Origin of the sequence: Shewanella saliphila (assembly GCF_014648295.1) — a bacterium.
Lineage (GTDB): Bacteria > Pseudomonadota > Gammaproteobacteria > Enterobacterales > Shewanellaceae > Shewanella > Shewanella saliphila.
Window position 1 is genome coordinate 25,497 of the sequence record NZ_BMQV01000012.1, and the last position, 19,342, is coordinate 44,838.

General features: G+C 41.8%; 13 protein-coding genes. 6 read left to right on the top strand and 7 right to left on the bottom strand.

Annotation, left to right across the window (positions count from 1 at the left end; translation table 11 throughout):
- The first annotated feature begins 3 nt into the window (after window positions 1-3).
- On the top strand, window positions 4-315 hold the full coding sequence (locus IEY48_RS07880) for an EscU/YscU/HrcU family type III secretion system export apparatus switch protein (RefSeq protein ID WP_188919029.1): 312 nt from the start codon (window positions 4-6) through the stop codon (window positions 313-315).
- A gap of 40 nt (window positions 316-355) precedes the next feature.
- On the opposite strand, the gene IEY48_RS07885 is transcribed toward IEY48_RS07880, so the two are convergent.
- Entirely contained in the window at window positions 356-694 is a 339-nt protein-coding gene (locus tag IEY48_RS07885; protein WP_188919031.1) for a hypothetical protein, read from the bottom strand.
- A gap of 573 nt (window positions 695-1,267) precedes the next feature.
- On the opposite strand from IEY48_RS07885, the gene IEY48_RS07890 reads away from it, so the two are divergent.
- Window positions 1,268-2,242 (top strand): DUF3187 family protein, encoded by a 975-nt coding sequence (locus tag IEY48_RS07890; protein ID WP_229786361.1) that lies wholly within the window; start codon window positions 1,268-1,270, stop codon window positions 2,240-2,242.
- A gap of 33 nt (window positions 2,243-2,275) precedes the next feature.
- On the opposite strand, the gene IEY48_RS07895 is transcribed toward IEY48_RS07890, so the two are convergent.
- Window positions 2,276-3,235, bottom strand: a complete 960-nt coding sequence (locus tag IEY48_RS07895; protein WP_188919033.1) for a diguanylate cyclase — start codon at window positions 3,233-3,235, stop codon at window positions 2,276-2,278.
- Window positions 3,236-3,238: 3 nt separating this feature from the next.
- Complete coding sequence (locus tag IEY48_RS07900; protein WP_229786362.1) at window positions 3,239-8,104, bottom strand: PAS domain S-box protein; 4,866 nt, start codon at window positions 8,102-8,104, stop codon at window positions 3,239-3,241.
- Between the two features lie 402 nt (window positions 8,105-8,506).
- Here IEY48_RS07900 and IEY48_RS07905 point away from each other — a divergent pair, with 402 nt between their 5' ends.
- Window positions 8,507-9,070, top strand: coding sequence for a TetR/AcrR family transcriptional regulator (locus IEY48_RS07905; RefSeq protein ID WP_188919037.1), 564 nt, complete (start codon window positions 8,507-8,509; stop codon window positions 9,068-9,070).
- A 380-nt stretch (window positions 9,071-9,450) separates the two neighbouring features.
- Window positions 9,451-10,497 (top strand): GGDEF domain-containing protein, encoded by a 1,047-nt coding sequence (locus tag IEY48_RS07910; protein WP_229786363.1) that lies wholly within the window; start codon window positions 9,451-9,453, stop codon window positions 10,495-10,497.
- A gap of 333 nt (window positions 10,498-10,830) precedes the next feature.
- Here the strand turns inward: IEY48_RS07910 and IEY48_RS07915 are convergent, their stop codons facing one another.
- From IEY48_RS07915 to IEY48_RS07925, 3 genes are all read right to left on the bottom strand, one after another.
- On the bottom strand, window positions 10,831-11,526 hold the full coding sequence (locus tag IEY48_RS07915) for a hypothetical protein (RefSeq protein ID WP_188919039.1): 696 nt from the start codon (window positions 11,524-11,526) through the stop codon (window positions 10,831-10,833).
- Window positions 11,527-11,808: 282 nt separating this feature from the next.
- Window positions 11,809-14,277 (bottom strand): alpha/beta hydrolase family protein, encoded by a 2,469-nt coding sequence (locus IEY48_RS07920; protein WP_188919041.1) that lies wholly within the window; start codon window positions 14,275-14,277, stop codon window positions 11,809-11,811.
- 96 nt (window positions 14,278-14,373) lie between these two features.
- A complete protein-coding gene (locus tag IEY48_RS07925; protein ID WP_188919043.1) occupies window positions 14,374-15,060 on the bottom strand; it encodes a DUF6933 domain-containing protein in 687 nt (228 codons plus the stop codon).
- A 179-nt stretch (window positions 15,061-15,239) separates the two neighbouring features.
- Here IEY48_RS07925 and IEY48_RS07930 point away from each other — a divergent pair, with 179 nt between their 5' ends.
- The gene (locus IEY48_RS07930) at window positions 15,240-16,649 is read left to right on the top strand and encodes an MBL fold metallo-hydrolase RNA specificity domain-containing protein (protein WP_188919045.1); all 1,410 of its coding nucleotides are present in this window, start codon (window positions 15,240-15,242) and stop codon (window positions 16,647-16,649) included.
- A gap of 38 nt (window positions 16,650-16,687) precedes the next feature.
- Here the strand turns inward: IEY48_RS07930 and IEY48_RS07935 are convergent, their stop codons facing one another.
- Complete coding sequence (locus tag IEY48_RS07935) at window positions 16,688-18,745, bottom strand: TonB-dependent receptor plug domain-containing protein (RefSeq protein ID WP_188919047.1); 2,058 nt, start codon at window positions 18,743-18,745, stop codon at window positions 16,688-16,690.
- A 76-nt stretch (window positions 18,746-18,821) separates the two neighbouring features.
- Between IEY48_RS07935 and IEY48_RS07940 the strand changes: the two genes are divergently transcribed.
- Entirely contained in the window at window positions 18,822-19,211 is a 390-nt protein-coding gene (locus IEY48_RS07940) for a Cd(II)/Pb(II)-responsive transcriptional regulator (protein ID WP_188919048.1), read from the top strand.
- Window positions 19,212-19,342 lie beyond the last annotated feature (131 nt).

Here is a 19,342-nt window from a genome sequence, read left to right on the forward strand (position 1 = left end):
ACCATGAATGATGAATCGAAAAAAACACAACAAGCAGTCGCACTCAGCTTCGACGGCATTAGTGCGCCAAAGATTACCGCCACAGGTAAGGATTTAGTCGCAGATGAAATCATTGCCATCGCCAAAAGTGCGGGCATTCACATTCATCAAGATCCACATTTAAGCGAGTTTTTACAGTTACTCGAGCTTGGCGAAGAAATCCCCAAAGAACTTTATTTACTCATTGCTGAGTTAATTGCATTTGTTTATATGCTAGACGGTAAATTCCCAGAGCAATGGAGTAACCTTCATCAAAAAATAGTTGCTCAGGCATAGCAACCTGCTCAAAAAAACGTAAGTTGCTTCAGCTATTTGACTATATCAAAAATTGATAACTAAATTTAGCGACCATAAACAGCGCTCCTAATCCTAACCCACTCAGGCATAACCCCGCCAAACGGTCTTGATCAAATGCAAGCCAATCATTAAATGAGGCGTAAAATCGTAATGAAATACCATAGAGCACAATAAAGGCCAGTGAGATAAAGCTGTAGAGGTAATGTTCAGGATAAAAAAACGTCAATAACGGGATAAACGCCAACACGTAATCACCGCTTTTATATTCAAAATCAGTGTTATTTTCAATAATAATATCAAGCAGCATTTGCAGAGGTATGACGATTACCAGCAAGCCTAACAACAAAATAAAGTCCATCACTACTCCGTTAATCTGTGATGTACACAGACAATGTTAGCTTTAGTAAACACGAGCCGACTATTAAGAGTAACAGACCGAACCAACCACCTATTTATCACAAGATGTTGAGGTTTAAGCTCAGAGGTAAGACCATCAGCATTTGAGCTAACAGCAAAGACGCCACAAAAGTACCGGATAATATAATCCATTATAAATTCCATTTATAAGTATTTCTTCCATTTCAAATCGTCACAGTATCAATAATGAAAGTGAGCGCAAAAGAACTGTGCAGATGACAAAACTTATAGCTTGTTTTTAACCCACAATCAATAATTTACATTATCTAAGTGATATTTACATACGATATAATTAGATCCATCGAACAAATTAACATCAGCAATTATGTGATTGAGTTAATGCTTGATATAATTAATCGGAATATTTAGTTCATTTTTAAACGTTCAAATTTATATTGTGCGCAATCATAATGTGCCATTCAATTTTGATGACTTTAACCCGTCACAATGTAACTTCACTTAATCAATAATAGTGTTAAAACTGAACAAGATTTCACGAAACAAAATGAGAGAGATGATGTCAATAAAAGCCAATTTGTTAGTTACACTTTCAGGATTAGCAGTCGTTCCTGCGGTTCAAGCTCAGATGGTCGACTTTGACGATTACGGCCCATTAAGGGTTTATGCTCAATCCCCTATGCAATCAATAAACCACACCCCGCTGTTGCGCTCAGGATTCTCATTACCCAATGGCCAGAAAGAATGGTATATCACGGCCAACATTGCCAGTATTTGGTCTGAGTCAGAAGTACTTCTGGCCGATTACTATCAAAATACTGTCACGGGTGGCATAAAGTGGCAGATGTCAGATGCGTTAATGTTAGATGTTAATTATCGATGGGGATTTAGTGCTGATAATCATTTAGACTCGCTCACAATGTGGTTTCATGACGCGTTTGGATTTGACCAAAATGGTCGTCAAGATCAAGCCAAGCATCAAAACCAAATTCATTCCGATGAGTATGACATTCACATTGACGATTTAAGCGGTGAAACCCTCGAGAACGCCATAACGGCATACTTAGGTTACCAACTTCTACAAAGTGAGCATCATGGGTTATCAATCGGTGCTAGCCTATATTTAAAAGCGGTTGACAGTGGCCCATTTGCTGAAGATTCGTTTGCGCAAAGCATTCAAATAAACTACAGCTACAAAAATGGCCCACATCATGTGAACTCAAGCTTGGGAGTTAGCTTTATTGAAGACACCGAGTCGATATCAACCAATAGTTATGACGACCGTTTCACCACGATTGCGATTGGCTATGAATATCGCAGTGGACGCCACGGTTGGTTAGCAGAAATACACAGATATGCAGGATTGGTAAGCTGGGATGAAAATTTCTCAGATGCGTCTCATGAAGCTTTGCTCGGCTACCGTTACTACTTAAACACCAGTGCAATTGAATTCACTCTGGTTGAAAACTTTGAAAACATGGATAACAGTGCAGATATTGCCTATACGCTAGGCTACCGTCAGAAATTTTGATCAACAGGGCATTATATTGCCCTGTTTAACTCTCTAAACAGTGGCGAGCTCTGCTGTCATAACCTCTGCACCTAGCACTCTGTTTCTGCCACGGTTCTTAGCTAAATAAAGTTGTTTGTCTGCAGCTTCAATAAGGATGTTAGCCGACACGTCACGAGTAGGCACTATGGTTGCAACACCAGCGCTGATGGTGACATAACTCGATACTTGTGAGCTTTCGTGAGCTATTTTGAGTGAAACAATACTGTCGACAATTTGTTGAGCCACATAAGTCCCACCAATCAAATCGGTATTAGGCAAAATACACACAAACTCTTCACCGCCATAGCGAGCAACTAAATCGTAAGGGCGGTTAACCGTATCATGAATTTTTTGTGCCACCTGCCGTAAGCAAGCATCACCTTCGGTATGGCCGTAGGTATCATTAAATGACTTAAAGAAATCAATATCTAATAAAATCATCGTTAAGGGTTGTTGCTCGCGGCAACATTGTAGCCATGAGACGGGTAATGCCTGTTCAAAATTCCGACGATTAGCAACACCAGTTAAGCCATCTAATAAGGCTATTGAGCGTAATAAATCAGACTGTGACTTCAACTTAATCTGATTTTTAACTCGCGCTTTGGTAATAACAGGGTTTATTGGTTTGTGAATAAAATCAACCGCACCAAGCTTAAAACCTTTAACCTCTTTATCTTCATCAAAGTGACCTGAAATAAAAATCACAGCAATGTCTTGAGTGTTCGGATCATTTTTTAAATGAGCGCACACATCAAAACCATTTAAGATTGGCATTTCAATGTCTAATAACACCAGATCAGGCTTCACTTTGTTACACATATCTATGGCTTGATGACCATCACGAGCCATGTAAATATCATAATCATCTTGTAATAGTTGATGCAGTATTTTGATGTTGACGACCTGATCATCAACAAGCAAAATCTTACATTTCTCAGGGGAAGCCCCCAAAACATACTCATCAATGAACACGCATTACTCCTTCATAATCGACGTTAAGGTATCAATAGCGTCTAAAAACTCCAATTGACTGACTTGCTTGCTTAACCTTAACCACTGTTTATCCGCAGCAACATTGACAAGCATGTTTTCAAGATAGTCAATTGCATCAAGGTTCTGTTCTACTAATAATGCCATCAGTTTAGCCTTTTTATCAGCTTCAATACTCTCTATCGGCAAATATTGAGATTTATTCACTTCGTTTGTCGAAATGACTTCATCAGGAAACAAGGTATCTAACATATGCAAACTATCGTTTATTTGCCCCTGCATTTGACTTAAATAGTCACTCACATTAACACTATCAGCATTTTTGACCGAACGCTCTAATTGTTCTGCAAAAGCAGCAAGTCTTTTTGCACCGATATTGCTTGCAGTGCCTTTTATCGTATGAGCAATAATATTAATGGCATCGTTATCACCTCGCTCAAAAGCTTGAGTGAGTAACGCTAATTGTTCAGACATTTCGATTGCAAAATGATGTTTCAAATCAATAAAAAAGGCGAGTTCACCGCCAAAACGACGTAATATCGACTCAGGATTTTCGAGTACATCATCGCTGTCACTTTGGCTGTCAGGCAATAACGCCTGTTCTGCAAATTGTAATGTTTTTGATTCGCGGCCCAATAGACCCAACATGCAAGGTAATAATAATGTCATGTCGATAGGTTTACCGATATGTTCATTCATCCCAGCTTCGATACATAACGCTTTATCCGCTACAGAAGCATTAGCTGTCATGGCTAAAATCGGTAAATCAGCAAAACGGCCATCAGCGCGGATAAGCCGTGTTGCTTCTAAACCATCCATGTCAGGCATTTGCATATCCATAATCACTATATCAAAAGATTTATCAGACTGTGTGACCCACTCAACCCCTTCTACGCCACCTGTTGCTAATGTCACCACTGCACCTTGCAAGCGTAATAATTCATCAATAACTTGGCGATTTAATTGGTTATCTTCAACAACCAGTACTCTAACCGCCTCTAATGCTAAATGTTCAATGGTATGAGGCCCAAACGGTGTATGCTCTCCATTTATGGCTTGGTGAACTGCCTCAAGCATTAAATTCGCGGTAACAGGTTTTGATAACATACTCACAAACGGTTGCTGGTTAAATTGTTTAGTTTGTTGCAACACTTCAGAACCATACGCAGTAAGCATGATGATGGCAGGCGCATCACCTTCATCAAACATTTGTTGGATATGCTGCGTAGTATCGAGGCCATTCATCCCCGGCATACGCCAATCCATAATAATCACATCATAGTGATGGGTCGCATTAATGCTTTGCTCTATCAAATTAATAGCTTGCTTGCTGTTTCCTGCTTCATTTACGTACGCGCCATGGGCAACTAACGTTTTGGAGATAATTTTACGACTCATTTTACTGTCATCAACAATCAGGATATTTTTTCCCTGTAAATCAATATTAAGCAACGTATTGTTCATCTCTACAATGTCGAGAGTCAGTTCAAACCAAAAACGGCTTCCCTGGTCCACCTGGCTGGATAATTGCAATTCAGAGCCCATTAAATCCACTAATCTTTTCGTGATGGCTAACCCTAATCCTGTACCGCCAAAGCGCCTCGAGGTGGACGACTCCGCTTGCATAAATCCTTGAAAAATTTTACGGCTTTGCTCTTCACTGATCCCAATACCCGTGTCAGCTATCGATACCGTTAAGCTGACTTGATTTTGTTTAACTTCATGACAAAGCACACTCACTATGACGTGACCTTCAGGGGTAAATTTTATCGCATTACCGGCAAGGTTGAGTAACACCTGGCGCAAGCGTTGTTCATCACCTTCGATGAGATAAGGAATAGCAGGGTCTAGGTCAAAAATAACTTCGATATTTTTATTATGCACATTCGTCGCGAGCATCACGGCTAATTCGCGCATTAAGGTTTCTAACTGGAATGAATGCAAATCAAGCTCTAGCTTACCTGCATCAATTTTAGAAAAATCTAAAATATCATTTAATAAACCTAGCAGTGACTTAGCAGCGATTTCTGCTTTGCTGACATAATCATGTTGTTGCCCAGTTAACTCTGAGTATTGCACCAGTTGCAGCATACCGAGTACCGCATTCATTGGGGTGCGGATCTCATGACTCATATTGGCTAAAAATTCAGATTTGGCAGCACTGGCGGCATCAGCAGCCTTTTTGGCTAAACGTAAAGTCTGCTCTAGCTCACGTTGCTCAGTGACATCACGGTTTATCCCCACTACACGAATTGCCTGGCCAGTTTTATCGTAACTCACCTGCGCACCCGCTTGAATATAGCGAATGTCATTGCTACGAGTCACAATTCTAAATGTGGGCTCATAGGTTGTGTGAGTGTTCATGGCTTGCTGCAAAGCCGACTCTGCCATTTTGATATCATCAGGGTGCACCCGCTCTCGCCAATGGCGGTAATGTAAGCCCAGCTCTTTTAGCGACATTGGATAATCGTACATAGCAAACATACGGTCATTCCATTGCAACTCATCATTGATGACGTCAAAATCCCAGATCCCAAGCTCAGCAACTTCAGCAGCCTTAACCAACTGGTTACTGGCTGAAACTAATTCTTCTTGCTGCTTAAGCATGGTGTCGATATTTACTGCGACACCTAAATAACCGACTAACTCGCCATCCTCATTGCGCATAGCCGAAACTGAAATAGACACCTGACACTGCGAGAAATCCTTACGAATATAAGTCCAATTGCGGGTTTCTGGGCCAACATTTCTTGCTTTATAAACAAACACATCAAATGAACTAATTTCTTCACCAAACTCTTCGCTTAACTCTTCAGCTCTTGCACGGATTTCAGCGGGTGAGTGTAAAATGGCAGGACTAACTTTACCGACAATTTCTGCTGCACTGTAGCCAAGCAATAACTCTGCACCCCGGTTGAAAATAGTGATAATGCCATTATTGTCTGTTGAAATGATGGCTATTTCAGATGCAGCATCCAGTACATTTGTTAATAATGAGGTTAATTTATGATTTTCAATTTGAGCTTGTTTACGAGCAGTAATGTCGATCCTAAGAGCAATACAACGTTCTAATTCACCTTCAGCGTTCATTATCGGTGCAATAACCGTATCAAACCAAATGGGTTGACCTTGTTTATCAAAATTACACACTTCATTATGCCAGGTTTGGCCCGCTGTGATGGTTAACCACATCTGCTCCCAAAAAGCATCATCGTGCAGATCAGACTTAATAATGGAATGTTTATGGCCAATCATGTGCTCACGAGAATAGCCAGAAGCAATACAAAAATAGTCGTTTACCGCTAAAATCACCCCATCTTTATCGGTTTCAGAATACAGTAATTGTTGATTAATATTATCGAGTAGCGTTTTGTTTTCAGATAAGGCTTGCGCCAGCGCCTGGGTTCGCTCACTGACTTTACGTTCTAGATTGGCATTTAAGCTTAAAATTTGTTTTTCAGCATTTTGCTGTGCTGTAATATCACGGATAGTTTGACTAACGCCTACAATCACTCCGTATTCATTATAAATCGCTAAAGACGTCATGGTAGTTGATAACAACACATCACCTTTACGCTTATGAGAGCCAATATAATTAAGCAACGACTCACCAGCTAACACTTTATCAAATAACGCCTGTTCAGCGTCAATGCTATCGTCAGGGGTAATAAACGCTTGCTTTTTTAAGCCAAGAACCTCAGCTTGAGTATAACCAAATATGGTTTCAGCACCCTGGTTCCATCCTGTAATCACCCCATCACAATCATAGCTAATAATCGCATCAAGTGAGTGCTCTACAATATTGGCACGTCGCTCATTGTCAGCTAATGTGATTTTCCTTTTGCCTGCGGTATAAGCGTAATAACCAATAAAAGCCCCTAATAATAAGCTAAAAATCAGCCCGTAAGAAAACACGATATTAGGTGATGTTAGCTGTAAACCGCTAACAAAATTAGGGTAAGCAGCAAGCGTAATTTGCCACTTACGCCCAAAAACTTCTCGCTCAACGGTAACACTATACTTTGATAATTGACTCGCATCATCTAAGTGTGTCTCGTAAAAAGCGACATGCTCATCAAAATGAGTAATATCTTTAATGATTAACTTTGTCGAATCACGCGACAAAGGCAGTTCGTCAAAAACTTCGTTGGCGACTAAAGGAGCATAACTCCAGCCAAATGCGTTAGCTTCTCTTAATTGAACGGTTGGCGGCGTATAACCACTGCGATAAATTGGCATTAACACTAAAAAAGCCTGCAAAGGACTCCCAGTCGCTTGCACTAAAGTAATGGGGCCTGTGAGCCTAACTTCACCGCTTAAATATGCCTCTTTAGCCGCATTTTTACGATTTTGTTCTGAAGCAATATCCAAACCCACTGCTGAATAATTGCGCTCTACAGGCTCGATATATTGAATAACATAGCGTTCATCATCATGTGCATTTATCTGTCTAATATTAAAACTTGGCCAATCATCCGCCTTAGCTTGTGCTAAAAAAACGAGCTCTTTGGATGCGGTAACGCGTCGAATAAAACCAAACCCTCTGGCCCCAGGAAACTCATTATCTAAATCGCGGGTTTGGCTGTATTTGATAAACTTTTCACGCGAAATCCCCTCCTCACCTTCGGTGAAGATAATCCCACGGGCACTGCGTAAGCCATATTGGTAGAGTTGCAGACGATTAGTAATATTAGATGAGACTTGTTCACTGACATCATTCAGGGTTTTGGTAATAAAATTATCATTTTTATTTTGTACCCCTAAGGCAACACCAGCACTAATGACTAAGCCAAAAGCGAATACTCCAATACCCAATTTAAGCGCATTTTTATAACTAGCAATTTTGGTCATGTTTATCATTAGGTTAAAATCACAGAGGTTAACTGTGGACGATAACTCAGTTTTTTACAAGCTAGACATTGAAAAACATAGTATTTTTAATACACAATCTAAGTTAATGTTATATTGTTACACTGGTTAAACACTCAATACAAACAGGCTTAGGCTAAATTAAGCTCCTCAATATTGAGTTAATATAGCGATTTCCGCCAAGCACAACATATGTCGCCATGTTAACAACACCCTTTATTACGCATATTTGCATTCTTTTTAAAGTTAACCCCAAATGAGTTTATGTAACATGCATTATGTTCATCATTTTGAAAGAGATACACAAGCTGCTTTTTGAACAGTCATTCAAACAATGATATCATGCGAATTATAGTGTCAGTGGTATCAACGAGGGTGGCTGAAATGGCAAAGAAAAATTATCAGCGAGAAGACGTCTTAGACAACGTTATTAGTTTATTTTGGCAACAAGGTTATGCCGCATCGAGCATCCAGCAAATCACTAAAGCCACAGGGTTAAAACCTGGCAGCATTTATCATGAGTTTGAAAGTAAAGAGAAGCTGTTTCAGGAAGCATTAGCGCGCTATGCCACAGCTTCAATCGGTGCCATTCACCAAAAAATGGCCGATACCGAAAACGTTAACGAGGGTATCAAGCAAATATTGGCTGATTTAGTCGAGCAATCAAAATCTTGCGATTATTGCGGCTGCTTTTTGATCAAAACACAACTTGAATTAGCTTCACAAGGTAATACCTTATACCAGTTTGCATCGATGCAATTGTCCAACATAGAAAAAATCTATACCGAATACCTCAGCCGCCTTTATAGCAACGAACAGGCTAAAGCTTATGCTGCACAGTTGATGACAGTGATTTTTGGTATTCGTACATACGGTTACCAGGCGGATTCTGCCAATACCATCACCCAAACCATTAATGCCCTTCTTCCTTGGTTAAATGAGCATTAATACGCAATAAATACTCATAATTGCTCAACAACATAACTTTCAGGCAATTAATTGCCTGAAAGTTATGTTGTTCTATCTGTAAATAACCTAATTTGATGGTTAGATCGCTTAGTATTATCTGTCAGACTGCTCACAATACAATCGACTCAATCAATGGCATGAATTCACACCAATATTAGTTTTTACCCTTTCAATTGGACATCTTAATCATCCGCTTTATCTGTTAGGCATACCAATTACATGCAAATTACATTGGATAAATCGCCGTTTTGTGGCAACCTGAACAGATAACACATAGCGTTATCATTTGGGCTATTTACGAGTAACTTGACTCATTTCTAAGTCGACTTTGAGTTCTATCATACTTAAAGGGTTAATCATTGCGTGCATTCATCAAACAACACAAAAACAGCAACGGCGAGCAGCAACAAGCTCGGATTATCGCCTTGTTTTCGTTGGTTGGTATGTCTATTACCTTTTTGATGGGATTGCTCAGCCTATTTGGTCAAAACACCACGCTCTCTGTTGTCTTGTTTGTCGCCAGCACAATTTATTTAATCGCGTTTTTTTCTGTCAATAAATTCGAGCTCAAAATCGGCTCGACACTGGTCATTTATTCGCTTTATTTATTAATGTTTTACCTCGTTTTTAGCGGTGGAGTCGAGCACACAGGTCCCTTATGGATTTTTATTGTCGCGCCAGTGTCTGTTTATGTATTAGGGCTTCGCAAAGGATTATTTAACCTATTCATCTTTATAATGATTATTTGCATCATCATCTTTTTACCACAACACATCATTGAACATGCGCAATACAGTAACAGTTACACCTTGCGACTTATCTTGTCGTTTTTAACCATGTCATTTTTATCTGCCCTGTATGAATACTCCAGAATGCAATCCTACATAAATGCACTTGAGCTCAGCAGACAATACCAAGAACTGGCCATGCGCGATCCACTCACCAAATTAGCCAACAGACGCAACGCCGCCGCCATTTTAGAACAAGAAAAATCAAGGTTGCAGCGTAATAATGAACCGTTATCGGTATTATTGTGCGATTTAGACCACTTTAAATTGGTTAATGATAAATACGGCCACAATGGTGGAGACATGGTGCTGACTGAATTATCAGCCCTCTTTAAAGAACAAGTTCGACAACAAGATTGTGTCGCCCGTTGGGGCGGAGAAGAGTTTTTAATTATTCTGCCGCAAACCTCGGCAGAGCAAGCGAGCATCATTGCTGAAAAAATCCGCAGCAGCGTTGAGCAACATACGGTTAATTTTCTATCACAACAAATCAAAACCACCATCAGTATCGGCATTTCACAACTGAGCGACGATCAAAGTATCGACGAGCTGATCAACACTGCCGACAAATGTTTGTATCAAGCTAAAACGTTAGGCCGAAACCAAGTGTATCCCTAATATCATTGTGCGTTAATAAGTGATGACTCAGCGAGAGTTTAAGTACGCTTCTATACCCAATCAACTTGAAGATCCGTGTTTCAGAGCTTCACCGTGTTTTCAATACTAGGCGCGTTAATGCGGTAATCTAGGTACCTTATAAGTTAACGTAACAACGTATTGGAAGCTCGGTGAAACTCCCAAAGGGTAAGTTTTACACGCGTTTATGCTGCGTTATTGATTTTGGAAAGGGAATAACCATTACCCGCAATCAATGCCTTGCCTAAACGCGTGTAAATTCTTGCTGAAATCGAGCATCTTCAGGTTGTTTGGGTATATATCTATAGAATACTATCAATACTTTATATTTAGCTTTGCGTATTTTATTAATGCGCGGATTAAAGGAGCGCTATCGTTTTTACCTTTATTAATTGCGACTTGTGTAGAAAGCTTTTTATATTTGAGGATTTCATCTACAACTTGTTTTGGAGTGTAATCGTACCGAATGGATAAGCTGACTAGCATATCACTATCAAATTTCACCGATTGTTCCATTGCAGCGTTAATGGCACGAACGCCTTGAAGCTTCAATGCTATTTTACGCTCACGAGTGTTAATTAAGCTTTCTTTCACACGGCGTTTATGTGTTTTGAATGCATCAGGTGATTTTAAAGATTTTATATCGCTGATAATCACTTCTATAGGAAATGGCAAAGAGGAAGTGAGATAGTGAAGTAAGTCTGCTGCGTTCAAACCGCGTTTTAAGTATAAAATATAAACTATCTTATCCCTGCGACATAATACCTCTGGATCGATGATTTCAAGCTCAACACTCACTTCGGTAAAATCTGCCGCTTCATGTTGCTCATCAAGTTGCTCAGTGATGACAATATTTGACAGTCCCTGATTAACCGTTTGCTCTGCTAGCGCGTCATTTTCCTTTGCTTGCTCTGGTACTATCGCATGCGCATCCTGGTAGTTATTAAAGCTGCCAGATACACCTTTAGTGACCGTTTTTTTGTCATCCGTATTGTGTTTTTGATTAGACATAATAAACACTCAAGCTAGATTTTCTGAGAGATAAAAACATAATTATCATAGCCTTAAATAGAATGATGATAATCGCGTGTAAATAAGCATACACTTAATCACCATAAAGTGAGTTATTTCTATTTTCGATATTATAGCCAACATTAACATCAATATTAAATGCTAGGTGTATGTTTAAGGATAATGCCATTCTGCAATAAAATCGGTAACACTATCTTAAGCGAATAGAAACATAACAGCCCCGACATTACGGGGCTGTTATAAGAAAGCCTAGATTAACGACTACTTGTCAGCCGTTTCAGGGTAAAGGCTATTCCACCATTGTGGCTCGTCTTTAAGTTTCATATCAAACCAGGCCATGGTGGTATTCCACCAGTCAAAACGCGCCTGGCGAGTGTTGATGTGATGGTCTTGGTCATTAAACTCCACCAGCTCGACCTCTTTACCCAACAACTTAAGCGCGGTGTACATGTAATGGCTTTCGCCCACTGGCACGTTGGTATCGGCATTACCATGAATGAGTAATAATGGCGTAGTGATGTTGTCAGCATGATAAAGTGGGCTTTGCTCGACATAAAGCTCAGGGTTATTCCACGGGAAACTGCCACGACTCGCCACACCAGAATACCCATAGCCCCACCAGCCATGTCCCCAATACGCTGACAGATTACTGATCCCGGCATGTGACATCGACGCGGCAAAAATATCAGTTTGCGTAGCCAAATACATGGTCATAAAGCCGCCGTAAGATGCGCCCATATTACCCACGCGTGTTGCATCAACATAACTGTGGGCATTCAAGAATGCTTTAGTACCTTCAATAATATCATCTGCGCTGTACTTGCCCCAGGCATTAACATGGCGTCCGCTAAAGGCCTGGCCATAACCGGTTGCGCCATTAGGTTGCAATACATACACCACATACCCTTGCGCGGCCCACAAGTTAAATGGCCAGCGCCCAGTAAAGTGACGCCCAACCGGTGACGTGCCGCCATAGTAGTACACCAATGCAGGGTACTTTTTGTTGGCATCAAAGTCGGCAGGAAAATACACGCGGCCGTCGATGTTGTGGCCATGCTTGTTGGTAAAATCAAAATCTTCAATGTTACCGAAACGCGTTTCGGCATAGTGTTGCTTTTGGCTGTCAAATAACACTTGTTTACGGCTTGAGTTAAGCGACATGCTGTAGGCTTTTTGCGGCGCAGTGGCCGAGGTGCCTGCAACCACTAACAAAGGTTTTGATTTCTTGGTTGTCACACTAAAACCATCAACCATATCAACACCAGTGTCGATGCGGTTAAATCGTTTTTTGCGCTTATCAAATACATAAAGGGGTGAGCGATCGCCCTCGGTCACTTTAAGCAGTAAATCATCATTTTCAAGCTTGGTCATGCTGCCAATAGCGGGGTCAAAGTCTTTGCTTAATGCTGTGACATTGCCCTTTGCATCACGCCAATATAGCTGGCCATCATAATCATTAACTTCAATATCGGGGTTTTGCATGCCAACGCCATTCATAAAGCGCGGGCCGGCGGTAATGTACATGCCATCATCAGCATATAACGCACCACTAAAACTGCGGTATTCACCGAACATGGTTTCGCTTAAATTCGCAACATTAAGTTCAATTAGCTGAGTGATACTATGAGCCGGTGCTTTGTAATCCACAGGTGATCGAGTCAGCAATAAAGTGCCTTTATCGGCGTTGCTGTCTAACAGTGAACTGGTGATGTTGCTGTCGGTAAGCTGACGAATAAAACCGGAGGCCACATCTAATTGATAAAGCTGACTGTTGTTACGCCAATAGCTCCAGCGCTCTTCTAATGCTTGAAAACGCTTTGAAGTGGCTTTGTCATCGGCCTTAAACGGCTTTTCCCAACTAAACAATAAGCTATCGCCAAACCACTGCAAGCCAGACACATTTTCAAGCTCAGTGGCGGCAATATCGATGCTTAAATCAGCGACATTGAATAATTGAATTTGTTTATTCGCCACAAACGCGAGGTGTTTTGAATCATCAGACCATACCGCACTGCTCGGGCGGCTATCTTGCCAGCGATAAATCACGCTGTTGTCTGGCAATTTGCGCAGCTCTGTCACTTGGAGCGGCTTATCGCCCTGGGCGGCTTGATACTCAATGGTTGATTGCAGTAAGTATTTACCATTTGGCGATAAGGTTAAATTGTTGATGACCTTTGAGTCAAAAAGCTGCTCTGCCGATACACGTTGTGATTTTTGCGCGCTGAAATCGAGCTCATCAACATCGCTTTTACCTTGCCAGTCCAGACTAAAAGACACGTCTTTTTGTAAGCCATCCGCGAGCAACATGAGTTGATAATCACCGTTGGCGAATTCAAGCTCGACCTTGTCGGCTGATTTTACTAGCTGACCGTTAAGATATACCTGCGGGTTCTCAAGGCCTTTAACGGTTAATGTACCTTGCGTAAAGCGCTGTGTAGAAACTGGCAAACGGTAGGCTAACCAGCCCTCGCCTTCGGCTTTCGATGTACCGGATTGCCATGAAAGCGTTTGATTAAATACTTTTACCTTACTGGCTGTATGCTCTTGGATGAGTTTGGCCACTACATTGGCACGTAATGCATCGGCCTGAGCACTTTTAGATAATGTCGTGGCAGAGGCTTGTGTCACCGGGCCAATTCGCTCAATATGCTTGGCGTCAATTTCGGCGCCGTGCGCCATGCCCGAAACAGCTATGGCTAAACTGGTTAACACCAGAGAAAAAACTTTCATTGCACGTCCTTTTGTTTGTAAAAACCAGCTTGTAATAAATCAATTTTAATAGGCCAGTTAATTATTTTTAGTGGGTTATTAATCAAATAACTGTGTCTATTTTCTATAATCGCTGAGGTAAACTAGGTTAGTGGTGTCTACCGGGCCGTCTTCAAAATCAAGATCGTGTAACCAGCTATCGATAAACACATCATTAGCAAAAAAGTGGCTACTGCGCCCTTTTGCATTTCGAGGAAATTTACCCATAAAGACGCTAAAATCAATAAACTCATTGGGCATTAATAGCATTCCGTCTTCATAGCAGTGTTGCTCCAAGTGCCAAGCAACCTCGTTTAAATGCCCTTGCACGCTGCGATCGCCTCGCGGATGAAATGCACAGGTAGTAAATTTATCGTGATATCGTGCTAATGCTAAATCGGCCTCGACACTGTCCACGCCTTTTTTATTGGCTAAAAACATAAAGTTCGACACCATCATTTTCTCAAACATATTGAGAAAATCGATTTCATCACCCTTTTTTGTCGCCAAAAACGTTATGCAATAGCGGCTAACATAATCCATCACTAATAAATATTTTTTGCGTTTAACGGTGACACAGTGCACCACCCAATGCCATTGAGTACCATCGTGTTCATGTGATTCAACATCTGTGGGGAAATCAGGCGTAGCCACTGACTCGGCAATGGTTTTATGCGGTGCGGCCTTTAAGCAAGACAACGCTTCACCTTTGCGAGTCACACTAAAAAACTCCGCCGCCGCTTTAGTACAGTTAAACACTAACATTGGTATTCCATCGGGTAGAAACAAAAATTAAGCCGATTATATCAACAACAGGATAATAACGACCACAACACACAAGGGATTAACTCAAAATCGTCGACTTAGTTTGTAAGCGCTTGTTATCGCTAAATCACTACTCTACTGCTAAGTTAACGAGGGACTCATTCAATTAAAGGATTAATATGCAGATTATCCACCATGGCGCAGTTAATGGGGTAACGGGCTCGTGTCATCAGCTCGATATCAACCCACAACTTCCAAGCAGTTATCTTATTGATTGCGGGTTATTTCAAGGAGCAGAAACTGCAGGTAAAAACTCTGCAAACCAACTGCAAATAGACTTTAACATCGACAACATCAAAGCGTTAATCGTCACGCATTGTCATATCGATCATGTTGGCCGGATCCCCTACCTACTCGCAGCCGGTTTTAACCAACCGATTTACGCCACAACCGCAACGGCGTCGTTATTGCCTTTGGTAATTGAAGATGCATTAAAAGTGGGCGTGACTCGCGACCAAAAGCTGATCCAGGCCTGTTTAAACCAGCTCAATAAACTCATTGTGCCGGTAGACTATAACCAGTGGGTTTCATTGCCGATAAACCTCAGCAGCAATGCGACTCAACCTGTTAAGCAAATTAAGCTTAAGTTTAAACCTGCGGGGCATATTTTAGGCTCGGCTTATGTTGAGCTTGACCTTAAAGGACCAAGCTACAAGCATAGAGTGGTATTTTCAGGTGACTTAGGCGCAACCTATGCCCCATTGCTGGCGAGCCCAAAAAGTCCGTACAGAGCAGATACCTTAGTGATTGAGTCAACCTACGGCGATAAAAACCATCAGGGCCGTAAAGATCGCAGCAAACAACTCAAAGGGATCATTGAAAAAGCAGTTAACGATAATGGCGTCGTGCTCATTCCTGCTTTTAGTATTGGTCGTACACAGGAGTTGTTATACGAGTTTGAGCACATCATTTATCGCAATCAACACAACCCCATGTGGCAAAATATCGACATTATTGTCGACTCCCCTATGGCGGCCAACTTTACTCAACAGTACCGTGCATTTAAGGATTTGTGGGACAAAGAGGCCAAACGAAAACTGTCACAAGGCCGTCATCCACTCGATTTTGCACAACTCACCACCATCGACAGCCATCAAGATCACTTAGCGGTCATTAACTATTTAGATTCAGTCAATAAACCCGCCATCATCATTGCCGCATCGGGCATGTGCACCGGTGGCCGAATTAGCAATTATCTTAGCCGCTTTTTACCCAAGGCCACTACCGACGTATTATTTGTCGGCTATCAAGCCCAAGGCACCACTGGCCGAGACATACAACAATATGGCCCACAAGGCGGTTATGTGTATATTAATGAACAAAAAATAGACATTAAAGCCGTTATCCATACCATTAGCGGCTACTCTGCCCACGCCGACCAACACAACCTCATCAACTTTGTAAAACGCATGCACCACAAACCTAAGCACATTCGCATCGTTCATGGCGATGATGAAGCTAAACAAGCGTTAGCCGACGCGTATCAAACCTTATTACCCACGGCAGAAATTGAAATTGGTAAAGAATAATTACGCAAAACGGCAATCAAAAACAGCTTAAGGTTAAGTTAATGACCAAATTTAATTCTAACGCCAGCGTTCGCAATAAACCCATCGTTACGCGACCAAATATCAGTGGTCCATTGGCCACTAGGCGCGCGACTAGGTAATAACATTGGGTGCTCGTCGGTTTGCTTCACATCGAGTAGGTTTTCTAAATTAATAAACCAACTGACGCTGCCCACTGTAATCTCACCCATTAAGCCTAAATGCCAATAGGGATTGGTTTCATCAATATAAGGATTATCATTCACGCGCTGCGTGCCAGTGTAATAGGCCTCAAAACCGGCTCTAAAGTTGCCATGCTGCTCCCACATTGCCACAAAACCGCCAGAGTGTTCTGGGGTTAAGGCAATATCTCGTCGCCCAGTTCCTTCAGGTGACTCCTCGGTTGCATCTAAGTATAAATAGCTTGCCGTGAGTTTAATGTCGCCCAGATAGTAACGCAGCAATACTTCAGAGCCGCGAATTTGGCTTTCGCCAGATGCATTCACTAATCTCACCGCATCTAGTGTGCCGCTGTTGTTGGTAGAAAAAGACTCTAGCGTGGTGACGTTATCCACATTCGAACCAAACAAGGTCAAACTGGTTTCGACATCGTCAAAACGATAAGTAAAATCAAGCGACGCCGTTTTAGCGCGCTCTTCTTTTAAGTCTTCAATTGGCGCTAAACGAGATAACCCAGCCGCTTCAATCTCTTCAACAAACGGTGTCGGAGCAAAATATCCCTGCCCGTAAGAACCTCTAATGGTTAACTCATTTGGACGGTAAAGCACCGACACTCTTGGGCTAAATTGGGTGCCATATTCACTATGATCATCAATACGAGCACTGTAAGAAGTGGTGATTTGATCGGTTAACTCATAATCAAGCTGGGCAAATGCACCCGGTACGTCATAAGAGTAATCAAATTCAGGAAAGGTATCTGAAGCAAAGACTTCAGATTGGTACGCTAAACCCACCACCCAATCACTGTTGTCGGTGTAACCTGCGATGCTGTTTTCAAATAAATAACTCTCGTGCGTATCTTCTTCAATATCAGTACCGTAAACATGCACATGATCTTGTACCATCGCCGAGCCGCGAGTGGTCATGGTTAAGGTGTCTAATAACGGCATGGTAAACACCAGGCCGCCATCAAGTCTTTCTGAGTCTTGTGATTGCTCAAACGTTGTACCATCAGCAACCGTATTATCACCGAGAGTCCCGCCAGTGCGATCTTCAGTCATAAAGCCACTGGTCACATACAATGTTTGCCCAGCTTCGCCTTCCCAAAATAATCGAGGCCGCACGGTATAGCGCTCATACCCTGCCAGATCGATCCAGCCATCGCCATCGATATCTTGCTCGTCTTGATAATGGGCGCCAGCCGTTACCGACCCTTTTAGGTTCTCGCCAAGTGGTGACTCAATATAGGTAGTCACATCCTGGCCATTGCGGGTTGTGGCATTAACCAACACTTCACCACTGAGCTCATCACCAGGACGACGCGAAACAAGGTTAATCACCCCACCCAGTGCTGAGCCACCATAAAGCGATGATGCAGAGCCTTTAATAATTTCAACGCGGCTTAAATCGGTTGGCGGTACTTGTAACAAACCAATCGATGCAGCCTGATTACCATACAGCGGTAAGCCATCAGCCAGTAATTGGGTATAGCGGCCATACAAACCTTGTAAGCGAATATTGGCACTGCCAAGCGCTGGCGAGGTGGTTTGTAATCTCACTCCGCCAGTTTCAGCCACCAGCATCGAAATATTACCCGGTCTCATTGCCGCTTTTTCTTCAATTTCTTCGCGGTTAATCACTTCGACTCGAATAGGCTGTTCATCGGCAATTCGCCCTGAACGAGTAGCTTGTATCACAATGGTTTCCATTGCTTCTTCATGTTCATGTTCATGTTCATGTTCGTCATCATGATGATCAGCATCCGCATGAGGCTCATCATGAGAGGCTGAGGCGTGTTGCTCAACCGTATTAACCGAATGGCTCTCATCACTTGCGTGACTCATCCCCACAACACTTAGCGACAAAAACAACGATGCCGTAGCACAATAGCTAAACATACAACTTCCTTATAACAACACATGATCTAAAAATGATATCATTGAGCTTAAAGGTTACAGTTACTGGAAGGTCAAGTTGAAAATAAGTGAATTGGCATCGATTGCACAAGTATCGGTTAAAACTATTCGTTATTATGAGCAGATTGGCTTATTATCCGCGCCCAATCGAACCAATAATGGCTATCGGTTTTATCAAGCTAAAGACATTGAAACATTAACGTTTATTAGACGATGTCGAGAGTTGAATATTGCATTAGATGACATCAAGCGCCTTGTGGATACACAGCAAGATCCTAAATCTTCATGTGCCTTAGTCGACAACATCATTGCCCAGCAGCTCGCGCGTATTCAGCAAACTCAGCGAGAACTGGCATTATTAGAACAATCACTCGCCGCACTAGCCTCTTGCTGTCAAAACCATCAGATAAAAGATTGCAGTATTTTACACACATTGAAATCGTCATAGCCAAAGCTGTTGACCAAAACGAATAAGGCTTACACTCAAGTTTAGCGTTAATAGCGGTGTAAAAATAAATGAAAGAAAAGTGCACCATGCATAAGCAAATAAGCGTATGCATGCACATCTATTGGCCGTTA